This is a genomic window from Actinopolymorpha singaporensis, assembly GCF_900104745.1.
In the GTDB taxonomy this organism is placed as follows: Bacteria; Actinomycetota; Actinomycetes; order Propionibacteriales; family Actinopolymorphaceae; genus Actinopolymorpha; species Actinopolymorpha singaporensis.
The window spans coordinates 755,661-776,196 of sequence record NZ_LT629732.1 but is presented as its reverse complement, the minus strand read 5'-3'; the positions used below and the strand labels follow the sequence as shown (position 1 = coordinate 776,196).

The 20,536-nt window shown below is 70.2% G+C and carries 16 protein-coding genes, 1 tRNA gene and 2 pseudogenes; 13 read left to right on the top strand and 6 right to left on the bottom strand.

Translation table 11 applies throughout. The features are described 5' to 3' along the window. Nucleotides 1-16: 16 nt before the first annotated feature. Entirely contained in the window at nucleotides 17-994 is a 978-nt protein-coding gene (locus tag BLU27_RS03590; protein WP_092650527.1) for a pirin family protein, read from the bottom strand. Nucleotides 995-1,218: 224 nt separating this feature from the next. On the opposite strand from BLU27_RS03590, the gene BLU27_RS03585 reads away from it, so the two are divergent. From BLU27_RS03585 to BLU27_RS03550, 8 genes and pseudogenes are all read left to right on the top strand, one after another. Further along, complete coding sequence (locus BLU27_RS03585; RefSeq protein WP_092650525.1) at nucleotides 1,219-2,244, top strand: zinc-dependent alcohol dehydrogenase; 1,026 nt, start codon at nucleotides 1,219-1,221, stop codon at nucleotides 2,242-2,244. Further along, a complete protein-coding gene (locus tag BLU27_RS03580; RefSeq protein ID WP_277869275.1) occupies nucleotides 2,241-3,035 on the top strand; it encodes an SDR family oxidoreductase in 795 nt (264 codons plus the stop codon). Before BLU27_RS03585 ends, BLU27_RS03580 begins: the two co-directional genes overlap by 4 nt. A gap of 186 nt (nucleotides 3,036-3,221) precedes the next feature. Then, nucleotides 3,222-3,509 (top strand): annotated as a pseudogene (locus tag BLU27_RS30185) (ArsR/SmtB family transcription factor); the annotation flags it as partial. Between the two features lie 203 nt (nucleotides 3,510-3,712). After that, the gene (locus BLU27_RS03570; RefSeq protein WP_092650523.1) at nucleotides 3,713-4,654 is read left to right on the top strand and encodes a cation diffusion facilitator family transporter; all 942 of its coding nucleotides are present in this window, start codon (nucleotides 3,713-3,715) and stop codon (nucleotides 4,652-4,654) included. 128 nt (nucleotides 4,655-4,782) lie between these two features. After that, the gene (locus BLU27_RS03565) at nucleotides 4,783-4,998 is read left to right on the top strand and encodes a hypothetical protein (RefSeq protein WP_092650521.1); all 216 of its coding nucleotides are present in this window, start codon (nucleotides 4,783-4,785) and stop codon (nucleotides 4,996-4,998) included. 490 nt (nucleotides 4,999-5,488) lie between these two features. Continuing rightward, nucleotides 5,489-6,778, top strand: coding sequence for an ABC transporter substrate-binding protein (locus tag BLU27_RS03560; RefSeq protein ID WP_092650519.1), 1,290 nt, complete (start codon nucleotides 5,489-5,491; stop codon nucleotides 6,776-6,778). A gap of 6 nt (nucleotides 6,779-6,784) precedes the next feature. Continuing rightward, nucleotides 6,785-7,735 (top strand): carbohydrate ABC transporter permease, encoded by a 951-nt coding sequence (locus tag BLU27_RS03555; RefSeq protein ID WP_092650517.1) that lies wholly within the window; start codon nucleotides 6,785-6,787, stop codon nucleotides 7,733-7,735. Then, a complete protein-coding gene (locus BLU27_RS03550; protein ID WP_092650515.1) occupies nucleotides 7,735-8,631 on the top strand; it encodes a carbohydrate ABC transporter permease in 897 nt (298 codons plus the stop codon). The genes BLU27_RS03555 and BLU27_RS03550 overlap by 1 nt, the downstream gene beginning before the upstream one ends. Nucleotides 8,632-8,637: 6 nt before the next feature. Here the strand turns inward: BLU27_RS03550 and BLU27_RS29750 are convergent, their stop codons facing one another. Continuing rightward, nucleotides 8,638-9,561 carry a nuclear transport factor 2 family protein gene (locus BLU27_RS29750; protein ID WP_197681660.1) on the bottom strand — a complete coding sequence of 308 codons (924 nt, stop codon included), beginning with the start codon at nucleotides 9,559-9,561 and terminating at the stop codon, nucleotides 8,638-8,640. Between the two features lie 91 nt (nucleotides 9,562-9,652). Here BLU27_RS29750 and BLU27_RS03540 point away from each other — a divergent pair, with 91 nt between their 5' ends. Then, the gene (locus BLU27_RS03540) at nucleotides 9,653-10,267 is read left to right on the top strand and encodes a TetR/AcrR family transcriptional regulator (protein WP_092650513.1); all 615 of its coding nucleotides are present in this window, start codon (nucleotides 9,653-9,655) and stop codon (nucleotides 10,265-10,267) included. Nucleotides 10,268-10,283: 16 nt separating this feature from the next. Here BLU27_RS03540 and BLU27_RS03535 read toward each other — a convergent pair whose 3' ends face one another. Then, a complete protein-coding gene (locus tag BLU27_RS03535; RefSeq protein WP_092650511.1) occupies nucleotides 10,284-11,297 on the bottom strand; it encodes a DUF6081 family protein in 1,014 nt (337 codons plus the stop codon). A 232-nt stretch (nucleotides 11,298-11,529) separates the two neighbouring features. Here BLU27_RS03535 and BLU27_RS03530 point away from each other — a divergent pair, with 232 nt between their 5' ends. Then, complete coding sequence (locus BLU27_RS03530; protein ID WP_092650509.1) at nucleotides 11,530-12,057, top strand: hypothetical protein; 528 nt, start codon at nucleotides 11,530-11,532, stop codon at nucleotides 12,055-12,057. Nucleotides 12,058-12,062: 5 nt separating this feature from the next. Here BLU27_RS03530 and BLU27_RS03525 read toward each other — a convergent pair whose 3' ends face one another. After that, nucleotides 12,063-13,601: an LCP family protein gene (locus BLU27_RS03525; protein WP_092650507.1), complete on the bottom strand. Its 1,539-nt coding sequence runs from the start codon at nucleotides 13,599-13,601 to the stop codon at nucleotides 12,063-12,065. Between the two features lie 441 nt (nucleotides 13,602-14,042). On the opposite strand from BLU27_RS03525, the gene BLU27_RS03520 reads away from it, so the two are divergent. The 3 genes and pseudogenes from BLU27_RS03520 to BLU27_RS31085 form a co-directional block, all read left to right on the top strand. Then, nucleotides 14,043-14,133: transfer RNA gene (locus BLU27_RS03520), tRNA-Ser, on the top strand. A gap of 198 nt (nucleotides 14,134-14,331) precedes the next feature. Then, nucleotides 14,332-15,561, top strand: coding sequence for a hypothetical protein (locus tag BLU27_RS03515; protein WP_092650505.1), 1,230 nt, complete (start codon nucleotides 14,332-14,334; stop codon nucleotides 15,559-15,561). A 592-nt stretch (nucleotides 15,562-16,153) separates the two neighbouring features. Further along, nucleotides 16,154-16,309, top strand: a pseudogene (locus BLU27_RS31085) (DapH/DapD/GlmU-related protein); the annotation flags it as partial. A gap of 1,183 nt (nucleotides 16,310-17,492) precedes the next feature. On the opposite strand, the gene BLU27_RS03505 reads toward BLU27_RS31085, so the two are convergent. Both BLU27_RS03505 and BLU27_RS03500 read right to left on the bottom strand, forming a co-directional pair. Beyond that, nucleotides 17,493-19,349, bottom strand: coding sequence for a phosphoenolpyruvate carboxykinase (GTP) (locus BLU27_RS03505; RefSeq protein WP_092650501.1), 1,857 nt, complete (start codon nucleotides 19,347-19,349; stop codon nucleotides 17,493-17,495). Between the two features lie 227 nt (nucleotides 19,350-19,576). After that, nucleotides 19,577-20,461 carry a TIGR03621 family F420-dependent LLM class oxidoreductase gene (locus BLU27_RS03500; RefSeq protein ID WP_092650499.1) on the bottom strand — a complete coding sequence of 295 codons (885 nt, stop codon included), beginning with the start codon at nucleotides 20,459-20,461 and terminating at the stop codon, nucleotides 19,577-19,579. Between the last annotated feature and the right edge of the window lie 75 nt (nucleotides 20,462-20,536).

The window sequence follows — 20,536 nt, the reverse complement described above, 5'->3', positions numbered from 1 at the left end:
CAGGCTCAGAGCAGGCTCAGAGCACGTCGTGGCCCGGGTGCGGCTGGGCGGGAATGGTGCCCAGCCGGCCGGCCTGGAAGTCCTCGAACGCCTGCACGAGCTCCTGACGGGTGTTCATGACGAACGGGCCGTACGCCGCGACCGGCTCCCGGATCGGCTGCCCGCCGAGGACGAGTACGTCCAGCGCCGGGCTGCGGCTCTCCTGGTGCTGGTCGGCGTCCAGCGTCACCACGTCGCCGGGACCGAACACCGCGAGCTGGCCGCTGCGGATCGGCCGTCGGTTGGCGCCGACGGTGCCGGTGCCGTTCAGGACGTACACCAGCGCGTTGAAGTCGGCCCGCCACGGGAGCCGGACCTGCGCGCCGGGGGAGACGGTCGCGTGCAGCAGGGCGATCGGCGTGTGGGTGATGCCGGGCCCCTTGTGGCCGCCCACCTCGCCGGCGATGACGCGCAGCAGCGCGCCGCCGTCGTGGGAGCTGACCAGGCCCACGTCGCCGCGGTGGATGTCCTGGTAGCGCGGCGCGGTCATCTTCAGCCGCCCCGGCAGGTTGACCCACAGCTGGAAGCCGTGGAACAGGCCACCGCTCATCACGACCTCCTCCGGCGGGGCCTCGATGTGCAGCAGGCCGCCACCGGCGGTCATCCACTGGGTGTCGCCGTCGCTGATCAGGCCGCCGCCGCCGTTGGAGTCCTGGTGGCGGAGCGTGCCGTCGATCATGTACGTCACGGTCTCGAAACCGCGGTGCGGGTGCCAGGGCGTTCCCTTGGGTTCGCCCGGCGCGTACTCCACCTCACCCATCTGGTCCATGTGGATGAACGGGTCGAGCTGACTCAGGTCGACACCGGCGAACGCCCGGCGGACCGGGAAACCCTCGCCCTCGAAACCGCTCGGGGCGGTCGTCACCGACGAGACCTTGCGTTCGGTGGCGGTGGCCTGGTCGACCTTGGGCAGGCGAGGCAGCACGAGGATGTTGTCGACGCTGACCGCGGGCATGGTCACTCCTTGGGTCGGTGGGAGCCTGCCGCCCGGCTGGCGGCCGGTCCTGCCACACGGAACGATAGTTGAAGCATCAACATTCCCGCCAGCCCCGTCCGCGGACGTACCAGCGCCGGACACCGGCTTGGCCGGAAATGGGCGCATGTGGTGCACTCCAACCGCGAACGTGGGTGCCCGTGGAGCCCCGTGTCGAGACCCAGCCAGACAGCGGAGGAGATCGCATGCGCGCGGCCGTGTACACCGGTGACCCGACCCTGATCGTCGAGGACCGCGATCGGGTACCGCCCGGGCCGGGCGAGGTCGAGATCGAGGTGGCGTACGCGGGTATCTGCGGCACCGACCTGCACATCCGGCACGGTGCGATGGACCACCGGGTGCCGGCCAGGGCGGTGCTCGGCCACGAGTCGTCCGGCCGGATCGCCTCGGTGGGAGAGGGGGTCACGAACCGCCAGGTCGGCGACCCGGTGACAGTGATGCCGCTGCGCTGGTGCGGCATCTGCGCCGCGTGCCGGGCCGGCCACACCCACGTGTGCCAGACGCTGAAGGTCATCGGTGTCGACATCCCGGGCGCCATGCAGGGGAGCTGGACGGTCCCGGAGGACGTCGTGGTCGGGCTGCCCGCCGACCTCCCGCTGGACGTGGCCGCCCTGGTGGAGCCGACCGCGGTCGCGGTGCACGACGTACGCCGGTCCGGCCTCGCCGCCGGTGAGAAGGCGGTCGTCGTGGGCGGCGGGCCGATCGGGGTGCTCATCGCCCGGGTGGCGCAGGCGCAGGGGAGCGAGGTCGTCCTCCTCGAACTCGACCCGCACCGCCAGGCGACGGCCGAGGGCCTCGGCCTCACCGTCGTCGATCCGAGCCGCACCGACGTCGCTGCGTATGTCGCGGACTGGACCTCGGGCGCGGGCGTTCCCGTCTCGTTCGAGGTGTCCGGAGCGCCGGCCGGCGTACGGACCGCCACCGACGTGCTCGGCGTACGCGGCGCGATGGTGGTCGTGGCCATCCACTCCGAGCCGCGCCTGGTCGATCTCAACCAGGTCTTCCTGCGGGAGCTTTCCGTCCTCGGCACCCGCGTCTACACCCGGGACGACTTCGAGTACGCCGTACGGCTGGTCGCCGACCGGCAGGTGCCGGCGAAGGAGCTGATCTCGCGGGTGGTCCCGCTGTCCGGCGCGAGTGCGGCGTTCGACGCGCTGGAGTCCGGCGGCGGCGTGATGAAGGTCCTGATCGACTGCCAGGACGCCTCGTGACCGCCCCGGTCGCCGGTACGGGCGGCGCGGGCGGCATCTTCGACCTGACCGGGCGACTGGCGCTGGTCACCGGCGCCAACCGCGGGCTCGGGCTGGCGATGGCCAGGGCGCTGGCCTCCGCCGGTGCGGACGTGATCGGGGTGAGCTCCCGGCTCCAGGTCAGTGGCAGCGAGGTCGAGCAGGCGGTGACCTCGCTCGGCCGCTCCTTCGAGGGGCACCGGGTCGACTTCGCCGACCGGGCGGCGGTCACGGAGTTCGGGCGGAGCCTCGCCGAACGGGAACGCCCGGTGGACATCCTGGTCAACAACGCCGGAACGATCCGCCGGTCACCCGCCGTCGACTACGCCGACGCCGACTGGGACGAGGTGCTCGCGGTCGACCTGACCGCGCAGTTCGCCCTCACCCGCGAACTCGGCCGGCCCATGGTGCGCCGCCGTGCCGGGAAGGTGATCTTCACCGGTTCGGTGCTGAGCTTCCAGGGCGGGATCAACGTCGCCGCGTACACCGCGGCCAAGAGCGGGCTGGCCGGGCTGACCCGGGCGCTGGCCAACGAGTGGGCGCCGTACGGCGTGAACGTCAACGCGATCGCGCCCGGCTACTTCGCCACCGACAACACCGAGGCGCTGCGCAACGACCCGGATCGCAGCCGCGCCATCCTGGAGCGGATCCCGGCAGGCCGCTGGGGACGCCCCGACGACCTCGCCGGTGCGGCCGTCTTCCTGGCATCGGCCGCCTCGGACTACGTGTCGGGCGCGGTCGTGCCGGTGGACGGCGGCTGGCTCGCTCGCTGACGGGCCCCGGTCGGAGGCCGATCCGGGGACGTACCGGCCGAGACCGGCCGAACGCGACGATACAGCGCTTGCTTAATTCAGCGTCCGCTGTATCGTGGGGCCGTGTTCACCCAGCCACCCGAGTCCCGCCCGCCGGGTACCTCCGAGGCCCCGCGCCCGGCTGCCGGGCCGGCGGACGTGGAGGCGATGTCCCGGCTCGGCCGGGCGATCGCCGATCCCACCCGCTGCCGGATCCTGCTCGCCATGGTCGCCGGACCCGCCTACCCGGCCCAGCTCGCCGACACCCTCGACCTGACCAGGCCGAACGTCTCCAACCACCTGACCTTCCTGCGCGGCTCCGGCCTGGTGTCGGCCACGCCGGAGGGCCGGCAGGTCCGCTACGACCTCGCCAGTCCGCACCTCGCGCACGCCCTGGTGGAGTTCCTCGCCGTCGTCAACGAGGGGGCCGGCCAGGCCGGCTGCGCCGAGTCCGGCGTCCGCGAGATCCTCGACGTACGCGACCACGCCGACGAGCAGGCGCCCGCGTTCGCTCGCGCGGCCCGCCCGCACGAAAGCCTTCCCGCCAGCGGACACGAGCCGCCGCGCACCCAGGAGTCCGGACCGGTTCGGGCGCACCGCCGCCCACCTCGCTCGCCTCGCCCGGACCGCCGGCGTCCGCACGGGGAGGGAGCCGGCTGATGGCCAGCGGACACGGTCACGGACATGGACACGGTCACGCGGCGGCGCGGGGAACCGCAACGGGCGGGCACCGGCGCCGGCTGATGCTCGTCCTCCTGTTCACCGCGTCCGTACTGGTGGTGCAGGTCGTCGGCGCGATCGCGTCCGGCTCGCTGGCGCTGCTCGCCGACGCCGGCCACATGGCGGCCGATTCCGCCGGCATCGTCCTCTCCCTGGTGGCGGTGACGCTCGCCCAGCGCGCACCGACCAGACGGCGTACGTTCGGCTGGCAGCGCGCGGAGATTCTGGCCGCCGCGGCCAACGCGGTGATCCTCTTCGGGCTCGCGCTCTACATCCTGTACGAGGCGGTGCATCGCCTGTCCGAGCCGCCCGAGGTCAGGTCGGGCCTGATGCTGGTGGTCGCGCTCGTCGGCCTGGCCGCCAACACCGCGTCCCTGCTGCTGCTCCACCGGGCGCAGTCGGACTCCCTCAACCTCCGCGGCGCCTACCTGGAGGTCCTCGGCGACCTGCTCGGGTCGGTCGCGGTGGTGGTCGCGGCACTCGTCATCGCGCTCACCGGCTGGCAGCGCGCGGACGCGGTGGCGTCCGGGCTGGTCGCCCTGATGATCCTGCCCCGCGCGTGGGGGCTGTTGCGGGAGGCGATCGAGGTACTGCTGGAGGCCGTGCCCAAGGGTGTGGACATCGAGGCCGTACGCCACCACATCGCGCACGTGCCCGGCGTGGTCGACGTCCACGACCTGCACGCCTGGACGATCACCTCCGGCCTGCCCGTCCTGTCCGCGCACGTGGTCGTGGACGAGGCGACGATGGCCGGCGGCCACACCGGGCGGGTGCTGGACGAGCTGTGCACCTGCCTGGCCGGGCACTTCGACGTGGAGCACTCGACGTTCCAGATCGAGTCGGCCACCCACCGCGAGCACGAGAGCCCGGTGCACGACTAACGCCCGCATGCCGTCTCGTTCATGAGGGATCCCTCGTCAGGTTGGGTGGCAAATTTGCGGAAACCCGTGCTGACCGGCATTGGAGCAGGTGACCATGGGGTACAGCACGAGATCGGAAGGCGGCGCCAATGCCGGAACCACACGGGTTCGAGTTCGCCGCGGCGCAGGGGTCTCCCGGGCCCTCGCGCACCGCGCCGGACCCGGACGTCGGGCGGGACCAGGTCCGCGATCCGCTGGTCTTCTGCGTGAGTGGTGGGACCGGTGGTTTCGGCGGGGCCTACTGGCTCGACGACCGGATGGACAAGCCCGGGCGGGAGTACGGCCCGGACGAGGTGAAGCCGTAGCCACGCAGATACGATCATCGGCTGGTGCGCCGAAGGCGCGGCGAGCGCCGTGGGGCGCCGCCCGCGAAGCCGCCCGACGACGAAGTTCGCAGCAGTTCGCAGTAGTTCGCAGCAGCGCAGCACCCGGCAGCATGGCACCACCGGAAGTTCCCGCGCACCGCCGCAACCCGAACCACCGAACGACCCCCTCGTCGAGCCCGTGCTCGGAGGGTCCAGATCGCCCGCCTCCGCGATCTGGGCCGTCCCGGCGCGGGTTCGTCTCGTTTCGGCCGCATTGCGGGCAACGAAACGGTGCGCGAACGATTTGACTCTTGACGCCATTCCCGCCAACTGCGACTGTTTTCCAACGTGGGAGATCACTAATGTCGCCCGGTCCTGTCGTCTTCGTTGGTGTCCTCGCCCCGTGTCGGTCGTCGTGACCGGGAGTCCGCACGTGTGCCGTCGACTGTGACCGCTCCAGTTGGCGTTTCTTCATCGGAGGTGTGTTCGCATGACCCCGACACAGCCGGCCGGCGCTTGGAGCCGACGTACCTTCCTGCGCCGCACAGGTGTGCTGGCAGCCCTCGGCGCGTTCGCCGCGGCCTGCGGCGGCAACACCGGGCGCCCGGCGAGTGGGGGCGGTGGCGGCGGCGGTGGGAGCAACACCGTGTTGTCACAGTGGTACCACCAGTACGGCGAGGCCGGCACGAAGGAAGCCGCCCTGAAGTACGCCAAGGCGTACGACAAGGCCGCTGTCAACGTGCAGTGGACACCCGGTGACTATGCGTCGAAGCTGGCTTCGGGCCTGCTGTCGGACAAGGGCCCGGACGTCTTCGAGAGCCAGCTCAACATCGCCATGGTGCAGAGCAAGCAGGTCGTGCCCCTCGACGACATCATCAGCGACGTCAAGGACGACTTCAACGCCAACGACATCACCACCAACACCGTCGACGGCAAGCTCTACGGCATCCGGATGATCGACGACCCGCAGCTCATCTACTACCGCAAGAGCCTGCTGGACAAGGCCGGACTCAAGCCGCCGACGACGATCGACGAGCTCATCACCGCAGCGAAGGCCCTCACCAACAAGAACATGAAGGGCCTGTACGCCGGAAACGACGGCGGCCTGGCCATGGGCGGCCCCGCGTTGTACTCCTCAGGCGGCAGCTACCTCACCGAGGACCACAAGCCGAACTTCACCGGCGAGCGTGCCCTCAAGGCGTACTCCAAACTGCACGAGCTGTACGCGAGCAAGTCCACATTGCTCGGCGCGCCCACCGAGTGGACCGACCCGGGCGCGTTCATCAACGAGCTCGCGGCCATGCAGTGGATCGGCCTGTGGGCGATGCCCGCGATCATGAAGAAGTTCGGCGACGACGTGGGCGTGATGGCGTTTCCGAAGCTGGACGCGCAGGGCAAGGACGCGGTCTACTCCGGCGGCTGGACGCAGTTCGTCTCGGCCAAGAGCAAGAACGTCGAGGCCGCCAAGAAGTTCGTCCGCTGGCTGTGGATCGACAAGACGGACTTCCAGGAGGACTGGTGCCTGAGCTACGGCTTCCACATCCCGCCGCGAAAGAGCCTTGCGGCGAAGGCGAAGAAGCTGCAGACGGGCCCGGCCGCGGAGGCGGTGAAGCTCGCCGCCGACAACGGCTTCACCGACAACCCCGCCTGGACACCGAAGATGGGCTCGGCGTTCGGCGACATGCTGACCAACATCATCAAGAAGGGCGCCGACCCCGCCGCGGAGGCGAAGAAGGCGGAGAAGACCACCCAGGCAGAGCTCGACCGGCTGTTCGGCTGAGCGGCGATGAGTGCCGTCACCGAGCCGTCCACCACGGGCGGCACCGCCCAGTCCACAGGCAGGGGGAGGCGCCGCGGTATTCGCGGCACCTCCCTCGCCTACTGGCTCTTCGTCGGCCCGTTCCTCGTCGGCCTGCTCGTCTTCGGCTACGTGCCGATCGTGTGGAGCCTGTTCCTCAGCTTCTTCGACGCCCGCAACACGGTCACGCCGACCGACTTCGTGGGGCTGCGCAACTACGTCGACATGCTGACGGACCCGAACTTCCTGTCCAGCCTGGTCACGTTCACCGTGTTCGCGGTGTTCATCGTGCCCCTGACGTTCGCGTTGTCCCTCGGGCTGGCGCTCCTGGTCAACGGTGTGAGGGTGGCACGGGCGTTCTTCCGTTCGGTGTTCTTCCTGCCCACCGCGTGTTCGTACGTCGTGGCCTCGCTGATCTGGAAGCTGTCCATCTTCAACGGCGTGCGGTTCGGCCTGGCCAACACCGTGCTGAGCTGGTTCGGGATCGACAACATCGCCTGGCTGAGCTCCGTCGACCCGCCGTGGTACTGGATTCCGCTGGTGACCGTGCGGCTGTGGCTGCAGCTCGGCTTCTACATGATCCTGTTCATCGCGGGCCTGCAGCGCATCCCGACCGACCTCTACGAGGCGGCCTACGTCGACGGCGCCAAGCCGGGCTGGCAGGTGTTCCGCCACATCACGTTCCCGCAGTTGCGGGCCACCTCGATCGCGGTGCTGCTGCTGAACCTCATCGCGGCCTACCAGGCTTTCGACGAGTTCTACAACCTCGTCGGCAACGTCAACTACGCCCGGCCGCCGCTGGTGTACCTGTACGGCGTCTCGCTGAGCTCCATCCAGGATCTCGGCCGGGGCAGTGCCGGCGCGCTCATCCTGGCGGCGATCATCATGGTGCTCACGCTGGTGCAGAGCAGGATCTTCGGATTCGGTAAGGCGGACTGATGGCGACCACGACCACACCCGCCGTACGCACCACCGGCACGCCAGTCCCGATCGGGCACCGGCGCGGGCCGATGGCCGCGGTGGCCACGATCGCTCGCTGGGTGGCGCTGCTGATCACCACCGTGGTGTTCCTGGTGCCGTTCTACCTCATCGTGCGCAACGCGCTGTCCAGCGACACCGACATCACCGCGCCCGGCTGGACGGTGTTCCCCACCACGCTGCACTGGGAGAACATCGCCGAGCTGTTCAACGACAACGAGGTTCCGATGGCGCGGGCGCTGTGGAACTCCGCGGTCGTCGGCGTGGTCGGCACCGGCGGGCAGCTGCTGCTGGCGGCGATGGCCGGCTACGGCCTGGCCCGGATCCCGCACCGCGCGTCGAACAAGATCTTCTACCTGATCGTGGCCACGCTGATGATCCCGGCGGCGGTGACGTTCATCCCGAGCTTCGTGCTGGTCTCCTCGCTCGGCTGGGTGAGCTCGCTGCGCGGCCTGATCATCCCCGGCCTGTTCAGCGGGTTCGCGGCGTTCCTCTTCCGGCAGTACTTCATCAACTTCCCCAAGGAGCTGGAGGAGGCGGCCAGGGTCGACGGCCTTGGCTACTGGCGGACGTTCTGGCTGATCGTCGTACCCAACTCGCTGCCGTTCTTCGCCGCGATCGCCGCCATCACGTTCATCGCCAACTGGAACGCCTTCCTGTGGCCCCTGGTGATCGGGCAGGACTCCTCGTCGTGGACGGTGCAGGTGGCGCTGTCGACGTTCATCACCGCGCAGACCATCAACATCCACGAGCTGTTCGTGGCTGCTGCGGTGTCGATCCTCCCACTGGTGCTGATCTTCGTGTTCCTGCAGCGGTACCTCGTGCAGGGCGTCACCGAGACGGGCATCAAGGGCTGACCGGCGTCAGGCGTCGACCAGGCGGGCGGCGAGTGCGGGCAGCAGGTTCGCGTAGTCGCGCAGCAGGGTGATCTGTCCGTCGCGGGCACGAAGCACGTAGACGTACGACATCCGCAGCGGACGTCCGGTTCCGACGTGGGTGCAGTCGATGGCGTGCTCGACGACGATCACCTCCGGGTCGGTCGTGTCGTGGACAGTGACGTCGCGGTACGCCTCGAACCGGATCGACTGCCCAGCTGTCCGCGAGAGCCAGGAACGCACCGCCTCCCGGCCCTCCAGCCGCTCCGGGATGCCCGGCAGCCGGAACGGGAAGTCCTGGACGCCGTCGACTGCGAACAGGTCGGCCATCGCGTCGGCGGAGTTCGCCAGCACCGCCTGCTGGTAGCGGGCGAAGACGGCCCGAGGCCCGGTGTCCGGCGGGTCCCCGTCGTCGGCCCCGGTGCAGGCGGCATCCGCCGGGTCGGCGGGGGCCGAGCCGGCTGCTGCCTTCACCGCGGCCAGCAGTTCGTCGTACTGACCGAACGCCTGGGCCATCGCCACCACGTCCTGGTACTCGCGTACGTGCACGACCCGGCCGTCGCGGACGCGGAGCAGCAGCAGCGCCGCGCCGGACACGCGCTCGCCCGTGGCGTTGAGCGTCCCGGCCAACTCGTACTCCACGATCGCCACCTCGGGGTCGAGGCTGTCGTGGATCGCCACGACCGGGACGTCCTCGATGCGCATCGGCAGTGCGGCCCGCCCGGCGCGCGTCAATGCCTCGAGCTCGGATCTTCCCTGGAGGCGGCGCGGGCGCCCCGGCGGGTTGAAAGGCCACTCGACCACGACGTCCTCGGCCTGGTCGCCGGCGTCGTCGGTGGTGCCGGCCAGGACGGAACGACGGAACCGCTCGAAGGCGCGTCGAGGGGTCAGCTCACGGGGCAGATCGGTCATGACGGTGTTCTCCCGTTCACTCAACAAACGTTGAACTCAACGAGCGTAGAGCGAAGTTGCCGCTTTGGTCAACGCCGGTAGAGTCACGGGAATGAGTGCCGCCAGGAACCCCGAGGCAGGCCCGCCCGGCGAAGCCGGCCGTCCCCGGCCGAGCCGGGCCGAGCGCCGCCGGCAGACCGAGGAGCGGATCCTGGCCTCGGCTCGCCGGGAGTTCGCCGAGCGCGGCTACGAACGCACCACCATCCGGGGCGTCGCCGGCGCGGCCGGGGTCGACCCGGCGCTGGTGATGCAGTACTTCGGTTCGAAGGACCAGCTGTTCCGGCAGGCCGTGCACGTGCCGGCGGGCGAGGAGCTGCCCGCGGAGCCGGCCGAGTTCGCCGAGCTGCTGCTGTCGATCCTGGGCGTCAAGCTGAGCGGGCAGGCGGCCACCATGCCCCTGCTGCGGTCGGCGTTCACTCATCCGGAGGCGACCGAGGCGGTGCGGGCGTCGCTGGCCGCGCAGATCGCTCAGGGCGCCAGGGCGATCCCGGCCGACGACCCGGAACTGCGGTCGGCCCTTCTGGTGGCGGTCCTGCTCGGTGTCACCACCGGGCGCCACCTGCTCGAGCTCGACCACCTGCGCGACGCCTCGCCCGAACAGATCACCGACCTGCTGCGGCCGGCGTTCCAGGCGCTGATTCGCGGATCCTCCGAGCCGGACGCCTGACGGCCACCGGCCCGGATCAGGTGCTGACCGCGCTCGAGACCACCACGCGACGAACCTCGAGCCTCGCCCCCTGGCCGAACAGCCGGTTGGACGGGAGACTCGAGGGGTCCACGAAGGGCGCGGGCGTGGGATCGCCGACGGTGGGGTCGAAGTAGCCGGTGGGGCCGTCGCCGAGCTTCACCAGGCCGATGCCCGTCGGACGGTACCCGTCCAGCAACGTGAACATACCCATGCCGCAGGCGAGTTGCCGCGGCTCCACGAGTATCTCCTCACCGCCGTGGTCCAGGGTGAGATACCTGCGGTCGACGAGGCAGCCGATGCGGTCGACCTTGAACACCTCCTCCTCGTTCACGTACCAGTGCACGACTCCGGCCGCACGGTCGTAGGAGATCCTCAGATGGTGCATCGCGCGCGGGTGGTTGGCGGCGACGGGGATCTGGAAGCTGAACGCCGCGTAGTTGTCTCCGAGCTCCGGGCCCCTGCCGAACGGGAGGCGCTCGTAGAAGGCGTAGATGGTTTTGTTCGTGAGGAAGAAGTCGAAGACGACGTACGTCTCGAAGTCGATCTGGTTGGCCGCGAACGAGGCGAGCCGCAGGTCGTCGTCCGGGTCGTCCACGGCGCCGCCGAACGGTTGGAGCCGCGTACCGTACGTCCGTCCTCCGAGCCAGGTCTCGAAGGAGAGGACCCGGCCGGGGACGGCATCGAACCCGGGGTAGCCGCTGGAGGCGGTGTGGTTGGCATAGGCGAGCCACTTCACGTGGTCCAGCCCACCGGGGAGCCCGCCGTTCTGGCTGTCCGGCGCGACTGAGAGCGTGAACGCGGGTTCTCCCGTCGTTCGATTCTCGCCCCGAGCGACGACGGTGAGGCCGTGGGAGCTGGTGGAGACGACGCCGTCGTCACCTGTGAAGCTCCCAGCGCTGAAGTAGAACCACTTCGCCGTGGGGGAACCGACGCTGAACCCGTCCCTGAAATCGTCCCAAAGATGCCGGTAGGTCCCGTTTTCCGCGCGAAGGGACTCGAGATCGCGCATGTCTTCTGCCTCCCGCCCCTCGACTGCCCGGGCAAGTCCGCGTTGCGTGAAGCTCAGGGCAGGCCTCTCGATGACAGCAGACCCGCAGGTCGCACCTGGCATGATCAACTTCGTCGAAGATAGCTGAGCCGAGAGGTGATGTCCCGTGCCACCGGGAGACGACCGGCTCGAACAGAATGCCGAGCCGGACGCCTGACGGTGGCGCGGTGGCGGCGTGACAGACTCCGGTGTCATGTCCGCCGCACAGACCCCGTCGACCCCACACGGCTCGCCCGGCTCGCCCGGTTCGAAGTCCCCGGTCAGCTACCGCCTGCGCCCGGCGCTCGGTGTCCGCATGCTCGGCATGGCCTGCGTGTGGCTTGCCCTGGTCGTGGTGGCCGAGGCGCTCCGCCGGGGTGTACCCGCGATCGACGGCGCCGTCGTCGTGGCACTGGAGTGGATCTTCTTCGTGGTCTTCGTGATCGTCGTGGCGCTGGCCGCGTGGTCACTGCTCAACCGGCGGTCGGGCCTGGTGCTGTCGGACGAGGGCTTCGTCAACCGGACCAACTGGCGTCGCGACAGCGTGCGCTCGGCGCGCTGGTCGGAGGTTGCCGACGTACGACGATCCGACGGCGCGGCCGGGCCGGTGTTCGTCGTCGCGCTGGCCGACGGCCGGCGCAGCCTGATCGCCACCCGGCTGCTGGACACACCGGTCGGTTCGCTGGAGGAACAGTTGCAGGGCCGGCTGAACACCGCACACGGCTACCGCCCGCTCAACTGAGCCGGCTACTTGACCGGGCGGTAGGCGCAGGCGTCGGCGAGGGAGTCGGCCGGTGCGTTCGGGTCCGGGGTGGCGCTGCCGGTGGGCGTGGGCGTGGGCTTCGCCGTCTTGTTGGGGTTGTCCTTGGGGATCGCCGGCTTCTTCGTCGGCGGCGCCTTCTCGCTGGCCGTGATCGCGGTGCTCACCCGCTTGTGGATCAACTTGTAGTCGGGGTCCCACGGCTTGATGATCTTGTTGGTGAAGGCGATGCTCTTGACGTCGCCGCCCTTCACCCGCATCGACAGGTCGACGAACGCCGGGAGCAGTGAGCTCGGGATGTCGGTGAGCACGATGTGCTTCGACGTCTTGGCGATCGCTTCGTACCTCGTGAGAACCGTGCCCGGGTTGGCCTGGTCGATGATCGCCTTCATCGCGCAGCGCTGACGCAGCATCCGCTGGTAGTCGTCGGCGCCGTACCGGCCGCGGGCGAACCACAGCGCGTGGTAGCCGTCCAGATGCTGGTTGGGGCCCGGGTGGAGGTACCCCGAGGGCTTGATCCCCTCGTCGGTCGCGCCGCCGATGGCCACTCGCTCGTTGATGTTGACGGTGATCCCGCCGAGCGCGTTGACCAGTTGCTCGAAGCCCTGCAGGTTGATGAGGACGTAGTAGTCGAGCTTGAGACCGAGCGCCTGGCCCACGGCCAGCTTGGTGGCGTCGGCGCCGGGGTTGTCGCTGTCGAGCAGGCCCGGGTGCTGGGCGGGGACGTTACGGTAGATGGAGTTGATCATCCACTCCAGCTGGTCGCCGGGCCCGGCGTAGACGCCACCCTTGTACGCCTTGGCAAGCGACGAGCCGGGCGGGAACGGCACCTTCTCCAGGTTGCGCGGCAGGCTGAACAGCACGGTGTTGCCGGTGTGGGTGTCGATGCTCGCCACCTGGATGCTGTCCGGCCGGATGCCGGCGCGGTCCTTGCCGCCGTCGCCGCCGAGCAGGAGTACGTTGACGCGGTCCTGGCCTGCCCACGGGTCGGCCGCGGTGACGTTCTTGGGCCGGGTGGCGCTCCGGCTGTGCGAACCGGCGAAGACGTCCTGGACGACCCCGCGCTGCACTTGCGCGTAGCGGCCGCCGACGGCGAGCGGGGTGAGCACGACCAGCACCAGAAGGGTGACGAGAGCCGAACCGAGGATGCGCTGCAACGGGCTGACGTTCCAGGGCCGCAGCGAGCGGTAGGTGAGGACGATCACCACCATCCAGGCCAGGCCGATCACCGGCAGCACGATTCCGATCAGCCGCAGGGTGTCCGGCTGGACCAGCCAGTGCAGGACCGATCGCCGCTGGGTGAGCCCGATCCAGGCGGTGACGGCGAGGAGGGCCACGGTGACGGTCAGCACCGCCGCGCCGAGCCGGCGGCGCCCGGCGGCCAGCAGGCCGAGGCCGGGCACGAGCGCGCCGACGACCGTGAGCAGGAGAGCGCTGGTGAACGAGGCCGGCCGACGACGACGCCGCCGGTCGGTCACCGGCCGCCTCGACGACGTGCCGTGGTCGTCCCTTACCAGCTCAGTCATGGACCGTATTCAATCCCACTCGGACCCCCGTCCAGGACCGCCCTCGGGATCCCACTCGGGCCCCCGTCCAGGACCGCCCTCGGGAGCGGATGTGCTGGCTCTCACCCTGGCACGACGTTCGAGCAGGTGCCGGAGTTGCACCCGCGGGCGCAATATCCGGTGCACTCTGGTCGCGAGGTTTGCCGAGCTCCACGTGCGGCTCCTGTTCGGACAGGGGTGTGCCAGGTCAATGCCCGTTTTCGGTACGTTTTCTCCGGATTACGCCCGCGCAATCGGCCGGTTACCCGCCATAGGCGACGTGCGCCGGATCAGCGCACGGTACGCCACGACCCTGAGATTGGCTATCTGACCTCGTGGTTCGCGGCTTCGGGCAGGTCGCTTTGCCCGGCTCCGCCCCGGCCCGCTACCCTGATCCGGCGCCCTGGCTCTGCCAGGACGAGGGGAGGCGTCGCCTAGTCCGGTCTATGGCGCCCGCCTGCTAAGCGGGTTGAGGGTTCATCCCCTCTCGCGGGTTCAAATCCCGCCGCCTCCGCCCTCACCACGGCAAAATGCGTGCGGCGAGCGCCGGGCCTCACCCCCACCGAGTGGGGCGGCCCGGCACAGCCGATCCGGCCTACCACTCCCCACCGCATTTACCCCGTCACCTGCGGTTTTGTCCGTGTCCGGACCCGGACGCCGTCTATACCTCCAGGTGGATCGTCCTTGTACATGGCATTACGGTGCCTTTGCCATGACCGACGATCTCGCCTTGACGTCCGCTCCACCCGCTGACGAGTGGAGACTGCCGACCGGCACCCGGTTGCTGCACATCGGACCGCACAAGACGGGGACGACGGCCGTGCAGGCGGCACTGTTCGAGATTCGCGACCAGCTGGCCGAGCAGGGCATCTACTATCCGAGCTACGACCGGCATCCCATGCACGCCGTACTCGCCGTGACCGGCCGGCACTCGATGATGGGTGACGACCCGCCGAAGCAGCGGCACTGGGATCGGCTGATCGCGGAGGTCGACGCGGCCGGCGACCAGACCGGCGTGATCAGCAGCGAGTTCTTCTCCGAGGCGGACCCGGAGGTCATCGCCCGCGTCGTCGAGGACCTCGGCGGTGAGCGGGTGCACGTCGTGGTCACGCTTCGGCCGCTGGTGAAGATCCTCCCCTCGCAGTGGCAGCAGTACGTGCAGAACGGCCAGCGGACGACGTACGAGAACTGGCTGCACCACATGCTGCGGGTTCCGCCGTACGAGCAGCCGAACCCCAGCTTCTGGCGCCGGCACCGGCACGACCGGCTGATCGAGCGGTGGGTCGACGTGGTCGGGCGGGACCGGGTGACCGTGGTCGTGGTCGACGACTCCGAGCGCGACATGGTGTTGCGGGTGTTCGAGTCGCTGCTCGGACTGCCGGACGGAACGCTGCCGGGGGTTCCGGTGGCGACGAACCGGTCGCTCAGCCTCGGCGAGATCGAGATGCTTCGGCGCTTCAACGTCGAGTTCCGCGGCCAGGACGAACTGCCGGACAACTTCTATTCCAGGCTGGTGCGGTACGGCGCGATCCAGCGGCTGAAGGAGGCCCGCCAGCCGGGGCCGGACGAGCCGAGGGTGACGACCCCGCGATGGGCGCAGGAACAGGCGGTCGAGATCGGCCGCGAGATCGCCGACTGGGTGGCCGGCTCGGGTGTCCGCGTCATCGGTGATCTGGAACTTCTGTACCAACAGCTGCCCGCGGCCGCGGAGGAGCCGACGTCGGCGGCGATGGTGGACCCCGAAGCCGCGGCGCAGGCGCTCTTCGGCGCGATCGCCGCCGTTCCGACGCTCAACGGCTTCGGAGCGCCCGCTCCGAAGCCGGTGCCGCCGGTACCGCCGGTGAAGTCGGAGAAGGCCGGCGTGCCGGTCCACAAGGTTCGCTCCGCCGAACTGGTCAGGATCCTCGCCCGGCGCGCCCGCAGGCGCCTGCTCCACCGGTAAGGACTTCGGCACACGGCCCCGGGCGCGCAGGGGTCTGCCCTGATCCGCAGGGCGGACCCGGTCGTCCGGTTCCTGAAGCCCGCGTTGTCCGTACGGACCAGGTACTCCAGACTGGTGGACCGGAGAGCGTTTTCCCGAGGGGGACCTGATGACCGACGGCGGTGTGCCGGTGTCCGAGACCCACAGCGAGACGTACCCGGAGACGTTCTACGACTTCGGTTCGCCCTGGTCGTTCCACCGCGACGCGACCGAGGCCGACCGCAAGGCCCAACAGGAGTGGCAGAACGAGCTCGCCGGCCGCGGCGACGTGGAGTTCGGCCCCGACGTGTTCGTCTCCGACCGCGCCCATGTCTATCCCGAGCGGCTGCGCATGGGTGCGAAGTCCTACATCGGCGGGCACGCCATGGTGAAGGTCGACGTCCTCGAGATGGGCTCGGAGTGCACGCTCAACCCCTACTCCGTGGTGCGCGGCCGGGTGCGGATGGGCGACCAGGTGCGGATCGGCGCGCACACCTCGCTGCTCGGCTTCAACCACTCGATGGCGCCCGACCGTCCGGTGTGCAAGCAGCCGACGACCTCCCGGGGCATCACCATCGGCAACGACGTGTGGATCGGCTCCCACGTGGTCGTCCTGGACGGCGTGCACGTCGGCGACCACGCGGTGCTCGGTGCCGGAGCGGTGGTGACCAAGGACGTGCCCGCGTGGGCGATCGTCGGCGGCAACCCGGCGCGGCAGATCCGGGACCGCCGGCAGACCGGGCGGGCGGGCGGCGACCTTGCCGCGCGGCTGACGGCGTTCGCCGACCGGGCCCGCGAACAGGCCGAAGCGGTGCTGGCCCGTTGCTGGCAGTCCGCGCCGGACGGGAGTGCGGACACCGGCGACGACACCCGCGAGGGCGTCGTTCACGGCGGCCGGTTCCTGGACCGGCCCGGTGCCGTACCCACCGTGCGAGCCTGGTGCGACGCGGTCGAGATCGCCGACCTGCTGCTCGGCACCACGCCGCCGCAAGTGCCCGGCGAGGAGATCGCCGCGCACCTGCGGGGACGCCAGGACGCCGCGACCGGGCTCGTTCCGGAGTACGCGACGCCTGCGCAGTTCTCGGGGCTGCAGCCCGTGGAGCAACCCGGCCTTGACAACGGCGCGAACTATCACATCCTCTCCGTGGGGTACGCGCTGGAACTGCTGGGAACGTCCTTCCCGGAGCCCGTCCGGGCGGTCTCCGACCTGCCCGGGCACGAACTGGTCGCCCGGCTGGCGGCGCTGCCCTGGGACACCCGCGGCTGGTCGGCCGGCTCCTGGGTGGACGGCGTGGGCACCGCCCTGCACCGCAACCTCGTCGACTTCGGCGTCACCGGACCGGCCGAGACGCTGTTCGGCTGGCTGCTCACCAACGCCGACCCGTTCACCGGGATGTGGAGCAGGCCGGACGTGAACGGGCGCTGGCTGCAGCCGGTGAACGGCTTCTACCGGCTCACCCGCGGCACCTACGCGCAGTTCGGCCTGCCGCTGCCCTATCCCGAGCAGGCGATGGACACCGTGCTCACCCACAGCCGGGACGCGGGGTACTTCGGTGACGACCTGGGCAACGCGTGCAACGTGCTGGACGTGATCCACCCGCTGTGGCTCATCGGCAAGCAGACCCGGCTGCGCCGCAACGAGGGTGAGGTGTGGGCCCGCCGGCAGCTGGAGCGGGCCCTCACCCGCTGGCGTGACGGTGCCGGCTTCTCCTTCGGCCTGGAGGACGGCCGCGGGGCGGAGCGCGACCGCACGCCCGGCCTCCAGGGCACGGAGATGTGGCTGGCGGTGATCTGGCTGCTCGCGGACTACCTCGGCGAGAGCGGCGCACTCGGCTACCGCCCGCGCGGGGTGCACCGCCCCGAGCCGGCGTCGTCGTTGCGAGGTGTCACCGCTGCCTCGGCTGCCTGCGGTGTCACCGCTGCCCGAGCCGGTTCCTGAGGCCGTCGAGCTCGCCCCACAGCGCGGCCGGCACGGTGTCGCCGATGGTCTCGAACCACTCGGCGATGCCGGGCACCTCGGCCCGCCACTCCTCCTCGTCGACCCGTACCAGCTCCTCTACAGCGTCGTCGTCGATCGTGAGGCCGGACAGGTCGAGTGAGCCCGGTGCGGGCACGTACCCGATCGGCGTTCCCCGGGCGTCCGCGCGGCCCTCGATGCGGTCGATCGCCCACTTCAGGACGCGGCCGTTCTCACCGAACCCGGGCCACAGGAACGAGCCGTCCTCGTCGCGCCGGAACCAGTTGACGTAGAAGATCTGCGGCAGCCTCGCGTTGTCGTGGTGCTTGCCGATGTTGATCCAGTGGTCGAAGTAGTCACCGGCGTTGTAGCCGATGAACGGCAGCATCGCCATCGGGTCCCGGCGTACGACACCGACCTTGCCCTCCGCCGCCGCCGTCTGCTCCGAGGACAGCGTGGACGCCAGGAACACCCCGTGCGTCCAGTCGCGCGCCTGGGTGACCAGCGGCACGGTGGTCGCCCGCCGGCCGCCGAAGAACAACGCCGAGACGGGTACGCCGCGCGGGTCGTCGAACTCGGGCGCCACGATCGGGCACTGCGGCAGCGGGGTGCAGAACCTGCTGTTGGGATGAGCGGCGGGCTCGCCGTTGCCCGGCGTCCAGTCCCGGCCCTTCCAGTCGGTGAGATGCGCGGGCGACTGGTCGCTGTAGCCCTCCCACCACACGTCGCCGTCGTCGGTGAGCGCGACGTTGGTGAACACCGAGTTGCCGCGCTCGATGGTGCGCATGGCGTTCGGGTTGGTCTTCCAGCCGGTGCCCGGCGCCACGCCGAACAGGCCGTACTCCGGGTTCTGCGCGTACAACCGGCCGTCCGGACCGAACCGCATCCAGGCGATGTCGTCGCCCAGCGTCTCCACCTTCCAGCCCGGCAGGGTCGGCTCGAGCATGGCGAGGTTGGTCTTCCCGCACGCGCTCGGGAACGCCGCCGCGATGTAGTGGACGTGCTGCTCGGGTGAAATTAGCTTGAGGATCAGCATGTGCTCGGCCAGCCAGCCCTCGTCGCGGGCGATGGCGCTGGCGATCCGAAGCGAGTAACACTTCTTGCCCAGCAGGGAGTTGCCGCCGTAGCCGGAGCCGTACGACCAGATCTCGCGCGTCTCGGGGAAGTGCGAGATGTACTTCGTGTCGTCGCACGGCCAGGGCACGTCCTGCTCGCCCGGCTCCAGCGGCGCGCCCACCGAGTGCAGGCAGGGCACGAAGTCGCCGTCGGACCCGAGACCGTCAAGGACGGCTTGCCCCATCCGCGTCATGATCCGCATCGACACCGCGACGTACGCCGAGTCGGTGATCTCCACGCCGTACAAGGGGTTCTCGGCCTCGAGCGGGCCCATGCAGAACGGCACGACGTACATCGTCCGGCCGTGCATGCTGCCGCGGTACAGCTCGGTCATCGTGTCCTTCATCTGCCGCGGGTTCATCCAGTTGTTGGTGGGGCCCGCGTCGGCCTCGCGCCGGGAGCAGATGAACGTGCGTTTCTCCACCCGGGCGACGTCGCTCGGGTCGGTACGCGCCCAGAAGGAGTTCGGCTTCTTCGCCGGGTTCAGGCGGACCAGCGTGCCGGCTTCGACGAGCTGGTCGGTGAGGCGCTCCCACTCCTCGTCCGAACCGTCGCACCAGTAGATCTGGTCCGGTTCGCACAGGTGGGCGACGTCTTCGACCCAGGCGCGCAGGCGGGCATGGCTGGTGGGGATTCCGGCGGGCGTTTCTCCGGTGGCGTGCAACACCCTGCCGGTAGGCGTAGTGGTGGTGGACATGCGGTCACGGTAGGGGCGGGCATGCCGCCGGGGACGGGATCGGGAAGGTGCCCGCGACAACGGGAAAGGGCTGTCCTACCGGTTCTTGCGTAGGCACTGCAAGGTCTTGCCGGAGGCCGCCCCGGACCGTCATGATCAGCCGCAAGTCGAAGCGGCTGGTCCGGACCAGGCCATACCTACGTCGGAGCTTCGCCGTTCACGAGGGTTGTACGAGAACCACGTGGGTCTCACCGACCCGCGAGGGCTTCGACGACCGGTGCGAGTTGGTCCATGAACGCACCGTTCACGGTGATGTAGGAGATGCCGAGGGCGTCCCGGCGCCGGCGGAGCGCGTCGGCCACCTCCGTGGATGTGCCGCGCAGGATCGCCGCCGACCCCGATCGCACCAGCTCGGCCGGGTCCGCGCCGAGCTGGCCGGCCAGCCACCCGGGCAGTTCGTCGCCGACCGCGGCGAGGTTGTAGGCGATCTCCAGCCTGTCGAACCGGTCACCGGCGACGTCGCGGAGTTCGCCCACCTTGGTGGCGAGGTCGTACTCCGTGCCGGTCGGCGGTACCCCGAGCGCCACGATGTCGGCCTCGCGGGCGGCGAGCGTGAGCAGTCGCCGCCCGGCTCCGGCCACCATGATCGGCGGGCCGGGCTGCTGCACCGCCCGCAGTACAGGGCCGCGTGCCTGCCCGGCAGCGGCGTCGGCGGCGCTCTTGGCCAACGTCTCCTTCACCGTACGGATCGTCTCCGCGAGCTGGTCGACGCGTTCGCCCGGCGTCCCCCACCGCAGACCCAGCCGGGCGGCCTCGGCCTCGGCTCCGTGCCGCCCGGCGCCGAGGCCGAGCTCGAACCGGCCGCCGCTCACCAGGTCCAGGCTCATCGTTTCGTGCGCGACCGCAGCGGGGGTGCGCAGCGGAGCGTTGAGGACGAACGTGCCGAGGCGCAGCGTGGACGTGCCGGCCGCGGCGGCACCCAGCGCGACCCACGGGGAGAGGGTCCACAGCGTGTCCGGCACCAGGAGGGTGGCGTAGCCGAGGTTCTCGGCGCGGCGGGCGGTCTCGGCCCAGGTGGGGCCGGCGGCGGCGAGCCCGGCGACGATGCCGAAGCGGAACGGTCGGTCGGCCATGACGACTCCTCTGTTGCGGCGCTGGCGGATGTGCCACAGCCTGCCCGGGATCCGGCTGCGTGGCGTCCGCTCGGC